The organism is Micromonospora coerulea (assembly GCF_016598485.1).
Classification (GTDB): Bacteria; Actinomycetota; Actinomycetes; order Mycobacteriales; family Micromonosporaceae; genus Micromonospora; species Micromonospora coerulea.
In genome coordinates, this window is sequence record NZ_JAEMUW010000013.1 from 125983 (window position 1) to 140095 (window position 14113).

Below are 14113 nucleotides of genomic sequence, written 5' to 3' on the forward strand. Positions count from 1 at the left end.
TCTGTCATGAGGCCGGCCAGAGGACGATGCCGCCGCAGGCGGTCATTTGGACAGCGGGTGTGCTGACGCCCCGCACAAGCGCCTGACCGATTGCCTCCTCGCGATTGAGGTCCAGTTGTGCGCTCAGACGTTCAGCAGCTGACCCCAGCCGCTCCGATCTGGCGCGCAGCACAGAGAGGCGCGCCCCTACCTCCGCCTGTGCCCGCTTTGCCGCGGCCGCCGGTGCACTCGCCAACGCTGGCGACGTCCGCAGGAGGTCCTGGGCTGCCTCCCCGGCCATCTGGCAGAGCTGTTGCCAGTCGGGAAGAGCGGACAATACCTGCTCCCACAGTTCGCCCCTCAACACCTGGTCGGATCCCGGGGAAAACGGTAGGCCCAGTACATCCCGCACGAGGCTTCCTGGCGCCGGCCCGGAGGCACTCGTCCAGTTGCGAACGATGGCTGGCGGCAGAAGCGCGTCAGCTCGACGGCGCAAACGCCTGCGCTCGGCTTCGCTGGTGACCTGCGCGTGCGAGGCGTCGAATTCCACCAGGAAGTCGCAATGCAGCCAGAGAGTCGGTACTTCGACCGCCGAGCAGGAGCGAACAAAAGCGTGTGCCCGTCCCCTCTCGTCTCTCTGCAGGTATCGGGCGAGCCAGTCGACGAGGGGATCCCCGAGGCGTAGAGGAGCAGCCCCTCTTCGGGCGATGGAAGCGTCGCGTCCGTACGCGCGGGGTCGTTTGAGTAGGGGACGCAGTTGCTCTACCGCATCGGCGGGAAGTCCGTGGATCTCCGGGCCGAAGTGCAGCAGGCCCTTGTCCGGATCCTCATAGGAACGGATCCCGACGCCTCCTCGCCTCCCGACAAGTCGGGAGAATGCCTCACGCAACGCGGTGACATTGCGTTCCGCTTCGCGCAGTTCAACCACAGCCGCCTGGTCGAAGTGCGATGTAAGGGCGCCGGCCTCGACCTCCTCGAGAAGGTCGACCTCCTCGCGCTCCTCCTCAAGGTTGGCCCGCAGTTCGTCGAGGTCGAACTCGAACGCGTGCCTGCCTGAATGTTGCAACCGTTGGCTCAGCTCATCCAAAAGTTCGGCCAACCTGTGCTGCAGCGTGGCGGCGGACTGCGCGAAGATTCCGATACCGTCGGTCAGCAGTCGGAGGTGTGAGCTGACCCAGTCGCTGTCCGGTTCAGCGAAGACGACGATCTCCGCAGCACCTGGTCGCTGACTGTATCGATCCAGCCGCCCGATCCTCTGCTCCAGTCGGTTCGGATCGAGCGGCAAGTCCAAATTCACGAGGACGTGGGCATCCTGCAGGTTCCGGCCTTCTTCGAGTGACTGGTCTCCTACCAGAACCTGGCCGCCTGGCGCTGATAAGAAGTCCCAGACGACCTCTTCGTGGTCACTCTGGCCCGCACCACCGAAGTGCCTTCCGACCCGTCCTGGCCAGCGAGCGGTGGCGTGCTGATAGAACTCCCGAGCAGTGTCGGGCGATGTCCCGACGACCACGACCTTCAGGTCCTGGTCGAGCCGATCTTGTACCACCTCGAGGCTGGAACGCAGGCGCACGCTGGTGTTCACCAGTTGGAGACGAGCTACGGCTGTCTTCAGCAATGGCCGGTCGTGCGGGGGTACAAAATCGTGACTCCCGGCCGATGCCGCGAGCCGCAACTGCAGGTGGCGTAGAAGTACGCGTGGTCCGCCCAGCCCGTTGAGGACCGCCCTCGCGTACAGGCTTCGACTGTCTCGGCCGCCGAGATGTTCCTGGTAGCGCTCTAGAAACGTATCCACTATTGGCCGGGCTGGGTCATCAAGCCGGACGAAGACCGTGCGCCGGCCGGCCACTGGGTACTCTTCAGTGGCCGGCGTATTCCGGCGATGCCGGATCATCCGCCTGCTGACGCGGTACGTCTCCCTTACGTAGTTGACTAGGTCGGACCAGAGGGGGGATGCCCCGTCCTGCTCCGATCGGCATTCCTGCACGAGGCGGAGAACTGTCGGGTCCGTTCCGTGCAGTAGTTCTAGATTGTTCAGAACGCTGAGACGATGGCGTCTGGCAGTGCGGGGCGAGGAAAGTAACTGAAGCCCCGTGGCCTCTCTCTCGCGTTGTTCTACTCGCTCTCGGAAGCCCTTTATGTCGTTCCTCGGAAAGGCGACTGGATCAATAAGGTTGAGTAGGTCGAGGAAGGTTGCATAATTTCTGCGCATCGGTGTTGCTGACAGCAGCAGGAGGGCCCTGGACTGCAACAGGTTCTGCCGGAGCGCGGGCGTCCGGTCGAGAAGATCAACCATTCGGTGCGCCTCGTCCACCACAACAAGCGCCAACTGCCCCAGTGATGGGTCGTCCGCTAGTTGCTCGTGGGAGGCCAACTGGAGCCTTCCCTCGTCGATCTCCTCGCCGAGGAGGAACCGATCGTGCAGTTCCTCTTCCCATTGACTCGTCAGTTCGGCTGGCGCGGAAACGAGTACGGTTGCCTCGGGGTCATCGAGGAGCATCTGGCGGATGACGAGGCCAGCTTCTATGGTCTTGCCGAGCCCAACTTCGTCTGCCAGAAGATAACGTGGCACCGGATCTGCCAGGACTCTGGCGGCGGTGTCGAGCTGGTGCTGGTAAAGCGCGATGGGCGCCGATAACGCAGCGGTGAAGCCTCGGGCGACGCCACGCTGGTGGACCAACTGGTCAAGGAAGCGGTAGCGCGCCTCGTAGTACTCGGGTGAATCACAAAACCCGTGCGCCACGGCACCAACCGGGTCGGCCAGTGGCTGGTTCCACCGCACCAACAGGTGCCGCTCTTCCAAGGCGATGTCCCCGGAGACGGCAGGTAGCCGCACGAGGTAGCGGCCGTGGCTCAAATGGCCGGCTACTTCACCTGCCATCCAGCCGAATGTCGTGCTCCTGACCCACACCCGCGCGCCGTGGTCGAGCTTCGCTAAGCGGACCCGGCCGATAGGTACTTTGCGAACCTCCTCGCGAACGCCCGGTAGGTCGATGTAGCGGAGATGGGCCTGCCCACTCTCGACCGCCTCACACCACGCGAAACCGATATGGCCTTGAACGTCGCGGACGATGCGCCCGACCAAATGTGATCTTCCATGGCCTACATCGCTCGCAAGCCGGGGCCGGCCGACGGCGTTAAATGCAGCGGGCGTTCCGGACAAGAGGCGCCTTTCAGTACGAAATCGGGCAGCTAGGGAGCTGTTGCGAATAATCACCCGTTCCGGCTACGACCGCACCGGTACCTCTAGCGCACCAAGCATCGCCCTCACCTCCCCACAAGGTGTGCCGGGGACACTACCGGCAGGGGTCCCAGGAGCGGGACCCCCGAGTAATCACCCGTTCAGCCGGTCCCACGTCGCCTCTTTGCGTTGTCAATAACCTACGAAGTTGATATTGCATAAGGGCAACTACCTGCGAAGGCTCCGGCTCCGCCCCAGCTCACGGCGCAGGCCGCGGGGAACCCAGTCCTCGGCGGGGCGGCCGGCGGCGAACTACGGAATGGCGACTCTGCAGTGAAGCAGGGCACATGTGTCATGAATCCGACAGCAGCACTCTATGGCTCTACGGCGGGACAGCACCCCAGCCCATCGCCGGCTACGTTGCCCGGGTGGCGGATCTTGAGCAGGGTATGTACGCGCACCTGATCACGCGTGAGCTGGCTGACCGGCTCGCGCACGTCGATCCCGCCGTCATCCAGCGCTATAAGCTCGACCCCGCCGACGCCCACGTGGCGCTCGCCCGTCATATCGCCGCTCTGGCCAACCGCGCACTTCAGGCTGTCCCCGGCGGCGACGACAAGCTCGCGCGCCAGGTCGAGCTGGCCAATCGGATCGCCAAGAGCATCGCCAAGGCCGAGCCGCGCGCCGTCGGCGCCGACGACCAGGTCGCCGACGCGCAGCACCTCCTGCACGCCATCGCCGCCCCGCCGACGCCGCCCGCCGCGCCCGCCTTCCCGGTGCGCCCAACCACCCCGCTCTCCACCGGCGCCCTGCTGGTCAACGGCCGCCATCAGCCGCGCATCGGCCACGAGGTCACCCACGAGATGGCCTCCGCCGACGAGGTCGACCTGCTCTGCGCGTTCATCAAGTGGCATGGCCTACGCATCGTCGAGCCGGCGATCCGCAACCTGATCGCCCGCGGCGGCCGGCTGCGAGTCATCACCACGACATACATGGGCGCCACCGACCAGCGGGCCCTGGACCGGCTCGCCGAGTTGGGCGCCGAGATCAAGGTCTCGTATGAGACCAGGACCACCCGGCTGCACGCAAAGGCGTGGCTGTTCCGCCGCAACAACGGCACCACCACCGCGTACGTCGGCTCGTCGAACCTGTCGAAGGCCGCGCTGGTCGACGGCGTTGAGTGGAACGTGCGGATCTCGAACCTGGAGCAGCCGCACGTCATCGACACCTTCGAGGCGACGTTCACCGACTACTGGAACGACTCGGCCTTTGAGGCGTACGACCCGGGGAAGGATGCCGACCGGCTGCGCATCGCGCTGCGCGGCGAGCGCCCCGACGATGCACCGACCGAGATCGCGAACCTGGACGTCCGCGCGTTCCCGTACCAGCAGGAGATCCTCGACGACCTGAACGCCGAGCGGCTGGTGCACGACCGCTGGCGCAACCTCGTCGTGATGGCGACCGGCACCGGCAAGACCGTGGTGGCGGCGCTGGACTACCGGCGGCTCCGCAAGGCAGGCCACGTCGACTCGCTGCTGTTCGTCGCCCATCAGGAGCAGATCCTGCGGCAGAGCCGCTCGGTGTTCCGGCAGGTGATGGGAGACGGCAGCTTCGGCGAGACCCTCGTCGGCGGCGATAGGCCAAAGGACTGGAAGTACGTCTTCGCCTCGATCCAGTCGCTGCATCGGCAGGAGATCGACCCGGAGGCGTACGACATGGTGATTGTCGACGAGTTCCACCACGCCGAGGCGCCTACGTACGCCCGACTGCTGGAACGGCTGCGGCCGCGCGTACTGCTCGGGCTGACCGCGACCCCCGACCGGAGCGACGGCGGCGACGTGCGCCGGTGGTTCGACGGCCGCGCCTCCGTGGAGCTGCACCTGTGGGAGGCGTTGGAGCGACAGTTGCTGGCGCCCTTCCAGTACTTCGGGCTGCACGACGACGTCGACCTGTCGCAGCTGCGGTGGAAGCGCGGGCAGGGGTACGACCCGGCGGAGCTGGACGGCGTCTACACCGGCAACCACGCCCGAGCCCAGATGATCCTGCGGGCGGTACGCGACACCGCCGACGTCGGGCGGATGCGAGCGCTCGGCTTCTGCGTGAGCATCGGGCACGCCGAGTTCATGGCGGACTGGTTCACCCAGCACGGCGTACCGTCGGCTGCGGTGACCTCGCGGATCGACGCCGCCGGGCGGCAGGGGCTGCTGACGGCATTCCGCAACCGTGAGCTGCGGGTGCTCTTCACCGTCGACCTGTTCAACGAGGGCGTCGACCTGCCGATGGTCGACACGATCCTCATGCTGCGCCCCACCGAGAGCGCCACAATCTTCCTGCAGCAGCTCGGCCGCGGCCTGCGCCTGGACGACGACAAGCCCTGCCTGACCGTGCTCGACTTCATCGGCGGGCAGCACGCCAACTTCCGCTTCGACCTGCGCTGGCGGGCGCTGACCGGCGTCAGCCGGCGGGCCGTCGAGGCCGCCGTCCGCGATGACTTCCCGTCGCTGCCGAGTGGCTGCCACGTTGAGCTGGACCGGGTGGCGAAGGAGGTCGTGCTCGCCAACCTGAAGTCGGCGCTGCCGACCTCGAAGAACGGCCTGGTGGCAGAGCTGCGGCAGCTCGGTGACGTGAGCCTGGCCGAGTTCCTGCGGGAGACCGGCCTGGAAATCGAGGACGTGTACCGCTCGGCGAGCATCGGTGGGTGGACCGGGCTGCGGCGCCTGGCGGGCATCGAGACCTCGACCGCCGGGCCGGACGACCGCGAGCTGGGCCGGGCCATCGGCCGGATGCTGCACACCGACGACGTCGACCGGCTGGACCTGCTGGCCCGGGTCGCGAGCGGCGAACACCCCGGCGGCGGCCGGCTGCTGGACATGTTGCACTTCAGCCTCTGGGGGCCGTCGGTGCCACCGAGCGAGCGCGATGCCCGGCTGAAGCGGCTCTGGGCGGAGCCAGCGCGCTGCGCGGAGCTGCGCCAGGTCGCCGAGGTGCTGCGGGACCGCATCCACCGGGTGACGGTGGCGCCGCTGTCGGACCGAGTGCCGCTGCGGGTGCACGCCCGCTACAGCCGCAACGAGGCGTGCGCGGCCTTCGGGATGGCGAACCCGGGGTCGCTTCGCGAGGGGGTGAAGTGGCTTGAGTCGGAGCAGGCGGACCTCTTCTTCGTCACGCTGGTCAAGTCCGAGGAGCACTACTCCCCCACGACCATGTACGCCGACCGGGCCATCACCGACAGTCTGTTCCAGTGGGAGTCGCAGAGCACCACGTCGTCGGCGTCGGGGACCGGGCAGCGCTACATCCACCACGCCGAACGCGGGTCGACGGTGCACCTGTTCGTGCGGGAGACCAAGGTCGCCGACTGCGACCTGGGCGCGCCGCCGTACCTGTATGCCGGGCCGATGACGTACCAGGAGCACAGCGGCGACCGGCCGATGCGCATCCTCTGGCGCCTGCAGCACCCGCTCCCCGCCGACATGTACGCCGCCGCCCGGGCGATCGCCGCCTGACAGGTCGGACTACCCGACACAGCGGTCCGTATTCCTCGACACTGCCAGCGCAACATCCTTCTCGACGTCGTCGGACGGCTGGGCCGCTTTCTGAGCTGGACTATTGAGGCAAGCCTGCGGGCGTGGCGTCCTGACGCACGATTGCGGTGAAGCTGTCTCGACGGGCTTCCAGCTCGTTAACGCTGCTCTGGTAGGTGCCCGCGATTCGCTCTCCATCATGGACGACGTAGTTCCAGACGAGGCGGTCGACCTCCCTGGCGATTTCCATAGCGTCCCTAGCCGCGCGGCTGATCTCGGGCCGAACGATGAGTTGGACAGCCGCGCTAGCAGTGACGAGTGCTGTCCAAGCCGATCTATAGAAGGCTCTCAACTCGGCGGTTGCACGATCGACTTCGCCGCCCGCTCGCTTCGCCTCTTTCCTGGCCCAGACCAGCTCATCGGCGGCAACGAGAGACCTCAAGGCAGCCGAGGAACGAAGCCTGCGACGCCTCCCTTCGTTCCGCCTCAGCCAGGTCTCGTTGGGAACGGGCACTCAATCGCGCGCCGAGCGTGGCTCCGCCGACGCCGATTACGGCGCCGAGCACGCTGGCCACCGCCACCATCACCTCCGCACTCACGGGCACATTGCACCACTGCAGTTCGCATTGCGCTGTCCCGCTTCGGAACGACGGGAACATCGGTTCCCGCGATCGCGGAGCTGTTCAAGGGCGATCCGCTGGCTGCATGAGTCTCAGCCGTTCAAGTACGCGAGCACCGCGAGCACCCGCCTGTTGTCGTCATCCGACGGTGGCATACCCAGCTTGCTGAGGATGTTGTTGATGTGCTTGCTGACCGCCTTCTCGGTGACGAACAGCCGCCCGGCGATCGCGGCGTTCGACCGCCCCTCGGCCATCAGCCCCAACACCTCCCGCTCCCGGGCGGTCAGCTCCCCCAGCCGCTGCGCCCCGGAATTGCGGGCCAGCAACTGGGAGACCACCTCGGGGTCCATCACCATACCGCCGTCGGCCACTCGGCGCACCGCGTCGATGAACTGGCCGACGTTGGACACCCGGTCCTTGAGCAGGTAGCCGACTCCCCCAGCCCGGTCGGCGAGGAGTTCCCGGGCGTACAGCTGCTCGACGTGCTGGGACAGCACGAGGATCGGCAGCCCGGGAAGCTGCGTGCGGGCCGCGAGCGCCGCCTGCAGGCCCTCGTCGGTGAAGGTCGGCGGCAGGCGTACGTCGAGGACGGCGACGTCGGGGCGGTGCCGGGTGAGCGCCGGCAGCACGGACGGCCCGTCGGCGACCGCCTCGACCACCTGGAAGCCGTACGCGTCGAGGATGCGCGTCAGCCCGTCCCGAAGGAGGGCGAGGTCCTCCGCGATGACAACTCGCACGGCAGCTCCATGGTCACGACTGTTGGTCCGCCCGGCGGACTTGTCACGGTCATCGTGCCATCGAAGGCTGCCAGACGGCGTCGCACGCCCGCCAGGCCGGTCCCCGCGTCCGGGGTCGCCCCGCCGCGACCATCGTCGCCGACCACCATGGTCAGTGAACCGTCGCGGTGCGTCAGTCGGATCCAGGCGCGGCCCGCACCGCTGTGCTTGGTGACGTTTGTCAACGCCTCGGCCACCGCGAAGTACGCCGCGGATTCGACGGCCGCCGGCGGGCTGCCCGGTAGCCGCACGTCGACGTCCACGGGCAGCGGCACGGCCAGGGCGAGGGCCTGCACCGCTCCGCCCAGGCCACGCTCGGCGAGCACGGGCGGGTAGATGCCGCGGACGAGATCTCGCAGCTCGGCGAGGGCGTGGCCGCTGGCCTCCTGCGCCTCGGTCAGCAGCCGCTGCGCCGCGGCCGGGTCGTCGGCCAGGAGCTGCTCGGCCAGGCCGATGCTCATCCGCAGCGCGACCAGTCGGGCCTGCGCCCCGTCGTGCAGGTCGCGTTCGATCCGGCGCAGCTCGGCGGCCTGCGTGTCGATGGTGTCGGCCCGGGTGGCGGCGAGGTGCCTGACCCGCAGTGCCAGCTCCTGCGCCCGGGTCGGCGTCAGGAAGAAGCCGGCGAAGCGGAAGTGCAGCCACACCAGCCACGGCGCGACGGCCAGCCCGCCGAACAGGATCAGCCACCCCTGCGGCGCGGCGAGCCACGCCTTTCCGATGTTGTCCATCGGCCAGAACACGCCGTAGCCGTACCAGTCGACGTTGAGGTACAGCACCAGCGGCACGAACAGGACGCCCTCCAGCCCGTACGCCACCAGCACGAACCCGAGCAGGCACGCCCCGCCGGTGAACGCGCCGGGAATCAGCCAGGCGAAGTCCCGCCAGGTCGCCGGGTCCCCGACCACCCACCGGAACCGCTTCCAGGTGCCGAGCTGAGCGTCGGCCGGCATCGGTCGGTACGGCGTCGCGATCGGCAGCCCGCACCACCGGCTCAGCCGCCGTTGCAGCCGTAGCGAAAGCCGCACCAGCACGGTCACCGCCGGGAAGAGCGCGAACCCGATGCCGAACACGGGAATGAGCGCGAGCGAGACCACCGACAGCGCGAACAGCAACGCGTTGGTGGTCAAGCTCAGCAGGGCCACGGCCAGGCCCTGCACGGCGGCGAGCGCGCCCGGCCGGATCTGCTGCCAGACGACCGAACCTACGGAGCTGTCCACGGCGCCATTCTCCGCCAGCGGCACCACCGGAATCGGTGGTGCTACCACCACCTCCGTTCGGGACCTGGCACTCCTGTCTTCGTCCCTCGCCGAACGAAGGATCGACGACATGACCACAACCAGGCAAAAGGAAACCGCGCGGCAGCGACTGGCCGGCATGGCGTCCGGCCGCCGCAGCAAGTACGCCATGCTCGTCTTCTGGCTCGTCCTCATCGCGGCGGCCGGACCGCTGGCGATCAAGCTGACCGAGGTGCAGAACAACGACACCCTCGGCGCGCTGCCCGCCACCGCCGAAGCCAGCCGGGCGGTGCAGCGGGCCGAGGACGCATTCCCGGACTCGCAGAAGCCCCTGGCCGTCGCCGTCTACGTCCGCGAGAGCGGGCTCACCGACGCGGACCGCGCGAAGGTCGACGGCGACCGCACGGCGTTCGCCCGGTACGCCGACGGCGGCCAGGTGCCCGCGCCGGTGGCCAGCGAGGATGGGCAGGCGCTGCTGCTCTCCTTCCCGGTCGCCGGGGACGCCGACCAGCGGGCCGACGCGGTGGCTGCCATCAAGGAGCAGCTGACCGTTGACCCGCCGGCCGGCCTGCGGACCGCCTTGACCGGTCCGGCCGGCGGCGAGGACGACGTCTTCGACGCGTTCGCCGGCATGGACACCACGCTGCTGCTGGCGACCGCGGCCACCGTCGCGTTGCTGCTCCTCGTCACGTACCGTAGCCCGGTCCTGTGGTTGATTCCGCTCATCACGGTCGCGGTGGCCAACCAGCTCGCCAGCGCGGTGGTGTATTTGCTGGCCCGGCACGCCGGGCTGGCCGTGGACTTCCAGAGCCAGAGCATCCTGACCGTGCTGGTCTTCGGTGTCGGCGTGGACTACGCCCTGCTGCTCATCGCCCGCTACCGGGAGGAACTGCGCCGGCACGCCGACCGGCACGCGGCGATGGCCGTCGCGCTGCGGCGGTCGATCGGCGCTATCGGCGCCTCGGCGGCGACCGTCGCGATCGGCCTGCTCTGCCTGCTCGCCGCGCAACTGCCGTCCACCCGGGGGCTCGGACCGGTCGGCGCGGTCGGTATCGCGGCGGCGCTGCTCGCCATGACCACGCTGCTGCCGGCCGTTCTGGTCATCTTCGGGCGGTGGCTGTTCTGGCCGTTCGTGCCGCGCTACTCACCGGACGCGGTCGGGCTCGACGTGGCGGCCGAGCACGGAGTGTGGCGCCGGATCGCCGGTGTCGTCGGCCGGCGGCCCCGCGCGGTGTGGCTGGGCACGGCGGCGGCGCTGGTGATTCTCAGCTTCGGCATCGGCAACCTCAGCATCGGCATGCCGCACGACGAGTCCTTCACCAAGGAGGTCGGCTCGGTCACCGGCCAGCGGATGATCGAGGCGCACTACCCAAGGGGAGCCGTCGCACCCGCCGAGATCCTGGCCGCCGCCGGCCCGGCCGACCAGGTGGTGGCCGCCGCCCGTACCGTGCCGGGAGTGGCCGAGGTGGGCGCGCCGGAGCGCTCGCCGGACGGCCGGTGGGTGCGCGTCGCGGCGGTTTTGGTCGACACGCCGGACAGCGACGCCGCGCTGGACACCGTCGACCGGCTCCGCTCCGCGGTGCACGCCGTGCCGGGTGCGCAGGCCCTCGTTGGCGGGGACACCGCGTACCTGCTCGACGAGGAACGGACGGTCAGCCGGGACAACCGCCTCGTGGTGCCGCTGGTGCTGGCGGTCGTCTTCGTCATCCTGGTGCTGCTGTTGCGCGCGCTGGTCGCGCCGCTGCTGTTGCTCGCGAGCGTGGTCCTGTCCTACGCCGCCGCGATGGGGGCGGCCGGGCTGATCCTCGACGCGATGGGCTACCCGAAGCTCTTCGTCGGGATCCCGCTGCAGACGTTCCTGTTCCTCGTCGCCCTCGGCGTGGACTACACCATCTTCCTCGCCACCCGGGCCCGGGAGGAGACGGCGCGGCTCGGGCACCGGCAGGGCGTGCTGCACGCGCTGACCGTGACCGGCGGGGTGATCACCAGCGCGGGCGTGGTGCTGGCCGCCACGTTCGGCGCGCTCAGCGTGCTGCCGCTGGCGCCGTCCGTGCAGTCGGCGGTCATCATCGGCGTCGGGGTGCTGCTCGACACGTTCCTCGTCCGCAGCCTGCTCGTCCCGGCGCTGGCGCTGCACGTCGGCCCCCGCACCTGGTGGCCCAGCGCCCTGGCGCGGCCAGCATTGCGGCCCGTCGCGGCCCCGCCGGTCGAGCGGATACCGGCGGCGTCGTAAGAACCCGGCGGGCGACGCCCGCAGCGGGAATGCTTGGGCGCCGGCCGTACCGCGGCGGTACGGCCGGCGCCGCAGGGCGAGCGGTCAAGCCGCCCGCTACGCCTTTGCCACGCTCGCCGGCTCCGGCGGGGCGTGCGGCCCCCTGGCCGGCCGCTCGTCGCCGTGGCCCGGCCACCACGCCCGGTGCCCGATCAGCGCGGTCAGGGCGGGAACGAAGAACATCGACATGACGAACGCCGACAGCACGATGCCGATCGCCACCGCGAAGCCCATCTGCTGCAGGAACGAGATCGGCGCGAGCATCAGCACCCCAAACGTCCCGGCAAGGATCAGGCCCGCCGCCGCGACCGTCGGACCGGCATGTTCCACCCCGATAGCGGCGGCCTCGTGCGGCGGCCACACTCGGGTCGCTATCTACCACGTTGAGCGTAGGTCGACGGTGCATCTGTTTGTCCGGGAGACCAAGATCGCCGACGGCGCGCTGGGGTGCCGGCATATCTATACGCCGGGCCCATGACCTACCGGTCGCACACCGGCGACCGACCGATGCGAATCGAGTGGCAGCTGAGCCACCCGCTCCCGGCCGACATGTACTCGGCCGCTCGAGCGATCGCCGCCTGAGCGACGACCGCCCGAACTCGACTGAGCTACCTGCGCGTCAGCTTGGCCGTGGCCATGCCGTGTTGGCGAGGTTGGCGAGCACCAGACTCCGCATCCAGACGTGGTCCTCGGTCCACCCTCCGGACCAGTTGGGGATCTTTCCGTCTGGCACGCCCGCAGGTGCTTGCAGGACACTGGCGGCGGTCAGCAGCAACACCGCGTGATTGGTCAGTGCCAACCGCTTGGCGGACCACGGCCCATTGCTGATCGACGAGTTGAGCTTGGTGGTGGTTAGGGTCAGGTTGCCGAGCATGTGGATGACTTCGTCCCGTCGCTTTCTGGCCTTCTCGGCGGGCACGTCGGTGGAGAGCGGGTAGTGCTGCTCCCACTGCTGCGGGAGCAGGTGCTCGACGCTGAGCTTGGCCGCCTGAGCCGGGCTGAAGCCCATCTCCGACTTTTCACCTCGCAGCTGGGCTTCCAAGCCGCCGAGAAGGACACGCAGCCGGGGACCGCGCAGCAGCCGGTACAGGTTTCGCTGCAGCAGACCCGTCGCGAACTCGCCGTCCTCCGGCCAGTAGCGCGAATCGGCGGTCTGCCCGGCGAGCCGGTCCCGCAGCTGCTCACCGGCGACGGTGTCGTCGGCCTTGCGGAGGTTCTGCAGCACCGACAGGAACAGCCGGTTGTAGTCCTTGGTCGTCAGGCCGCAGACGAACCGCCGGACGATGAAGGACTCGATGGCGCCGGCGGCGATGGCACGTTGCTCGGTGCTGACCCCGTCCTTCGCCTGTAGGTGCAGCAGGATCGGCACCGGCGTGGTGGTGCTGAGCAGATTGAGCACCTGGAGGAGACGGCCGGTCGGGTCTGAGCCGGGCAGGCTCTCCATGCGCTGCATCGCATGGCCGTGGTGGGCCAGGTCGGCCAGGACCTCCGCGGCGGACGCCTTCTTCTCCCCCAGCCACCGGCGGAAGTCGGCGAACAGCCGCTCCACGGGAACTTCGAGTCCAGTGTGGATTGACAGCCAGTAGGAGAGCAGCAGGTCGATGCGGGCTCGCTTGAACCGGCCCGTGGTGACCTCCTCACCCCACCGCGCGGCTTCGAGCGGCACACAATACTTCTGGTGCAGGGCGGTCACGTCCTCGCCCTGCTGCTCGGCCAGCCGGAACAGGGTGTTCTTCACCAGGTCGGAGGCGCGCAGGCGGGTGCCCCGGTCGTTCAGCGTCTCGAAGATGACCTGGGCGTCGTCGTGCCCCTCCAACTGGATCTCCACTAGACCCAGGCGCTCCCGAAGGGCGATGACCAGCGCATCGGCCCGCTCGACGGGCTCGGTTGATTCGGCAAGCCAGGCGCGCAGCTCGTCGTCGAAATACCGGCGCGCTGCGATCAGCCGGTGTTCCCCGGGCCGCTCCGCAGGGAGCTTCGCGGCGAAGAGCGCCTTGAACGCGTCGCGGTCCGGCAGCGACGGCCAGACCTTGTACCGCTCGTACGAGTGCTGCTTGTGGACCAGTTGCTCGGTGTTGTTGAGCAGCAGCTTCAGCAGCCCCTCGGCGTTTTCGGCACCGTGCTCCCGCGCGGCGACCCAGCAGGCGGCGAGCAGGACCTGGAGGGTCGTCAGGCGCTGCTGTCCGTCGATCACGTTCATCGCGAGGATCCGGCCGGGCGCCGGAGGCATCCGCTCCAGCACGATCGCCCCGAGGAAGTGGGTGCGCGGTGTCGCGGTGTACGCGTCGGCGACCCCGCTCATCTCCGTCTCAACCTCCTCGGCCGCCGCCCGGACGTCCGACCAGAGCGGTGCCCAGTTGCGCTCCTCGTCCCAGAGGTAGGGGCGCTGGAAGACGGGAACCACGTGGCGCCGGTCAGTGCCAAAGATATGAACAAGCTGGACGGTATCCGCCTTCATACGCGCTCTCCCCTATTCAGCGATGCCGGAACAGTACTGGCACCAGCCCAGCAATGTGATCCCTCGCCGTTGTC

General features: G+C 68.7%; 7 protein-coding genes and 1 pseudogene. 3 read left to right on the top strand and 5 right to left on the bottom strand.

All coding sequences use genetic code 11. The annotated features are described in order from the left end of the window. Positions 1-4: 4 nt before the first annotated feature. Positions 5-3061, bottom strand: a complete 3057-nt coding sequence (dpdE, locus tag I8N68_RS18290; RefSeq protein WP_200211354.1) for a protein DpdE — start codon at positions 3059-3061, stop codon at positions 5-7. A 545-nt stretch (positions 3062-3606) separates the two neighbouring features. On the opposite strand from dpdE, the gene I8N68_RS18295 reads away from it, so the two are divergent. After that, complete coding sequence (locus I8N68_RS18295; RefSeq protein ID WP_234040076.1) at positions 3607-6660, top strand: DEAD/DEAH box helicase; 3054 nt, start codon at positions 3607-3609, stop codon at positions 6658-6660. 730 nt (positions 6661-7390) lie between these two features. On the opposite strand, the gene I8N68_RS18300 is transcribed toward I8N68_RS18295, so the two are convergent. Both I8N68_RS18300 and I8N68_RS18305 read right to left on the bottom strand, forming a co-directional pair. Further along, complete coding sequence (locus I8N68_RS18300) at positions 7391-8035, bottom strand: LuxR C-terminal-related transcriptional regulator (protein WP_200211356.1); 645 nt, start codon at positions 8033-8035, stop codon at positions 7391-7393. Then, on the bottom strand, positions 7987-9291 hold the full coding sequence (locus tag I8N68_RS18305; RefSeq protein ID WP_307812870.1) for a sensor histidine kinase: 1305 nt from the start codon (positions 9289-9291) through the stop codon (positions 7987-7989). Before I8N68_RS18305 ends, I8N68_RS18300 begins: the two co-directional genes overlap by 49 nt. 109 nt (positions 9292-9400) lie before the next feature. On the opposite strand from I8N68_RS18305, the gene I8N68_RS18310 reads away from it, so the two are divergent. Further along, a complete protein-coding gene (locus tag I8N68_RS18310) occupies positions 9401-11542 on the top strand; it encodes an MMPL family transporter (RefSeq protein ID WP_234040028.1) in 2142 nt (713 codons plus the stop codon). A 96-nt stretch (positions 11543-11638) separates the two neighbouring features. On the opposite strand, the gene I8N68_RS18315 is transcribed toward I8N68_RS18310, so the two are convergent. Beyond that, positions 11639-11911 carry an MMPL family transporter gene (locus I8N68_RS18315; RefSeq protein ID WP_372433758.1) on the bottom strand — a complete coding sequence of 91 codons (273 nt, stop codon included), beginning with the start codon at positions 11909-11911 and terminating at the stop codon, positions 11639-11641. A 43-nt stretch (positions 11912-11954) separates the two neighbouring features. On the opposite strand from I8N68_RS18315, the pseudogene I8N68_RS34270 reads away from it, so the two are divergent. Further along, positions 11955-12163, top strand: a pseudogene (locus I8N68_RS34270) (hypothetical protein); the annotation flags it as partial. Positions 12164-12200: 37 nt separating this feature from the next. Here the strand turns inward: I8N68_RS34270 and I8N68_RS18320 are convergent. Beyond that, the gene (locus I8N68_RS18320; protein WP_234040030.1) at positions 12201-14039 is read right to left on the bottom strand and encodes a DUF262 domain-containing protein; all 1839 of its coding nucleotides are present in this window, start codon (positions 14037-14039) and stop codon (positions 12201-12203) included. Positions 14040-14113: the final 74 nt, after the last annotated feature.

Bases quoted from the DNA above. Each gene is read 5' to 3' on its own strand.
- I8N68_RS18320 (WP_234040030.1), bottom strand. From the start codon at position 14,039: ATGAAGGCGGATACCGTCCAGCTTGTTCATATCTTTGGCACTGACCGG.
- I8N68_RS18295 (WP_234040076.1), top strand. From the start codon at position 3,607: ATGTACGCGCACCTGATCACGCGTGAGCTGGCTGACCGGCTCGCGCAC.
- I8N68_RS18310 (WP_234040028.1), top strand. From the start codon at position 9,401: ATGACCACAACCAGGCAAAAGGAAACCGCGCGGCAGCGACTGGCCGGC.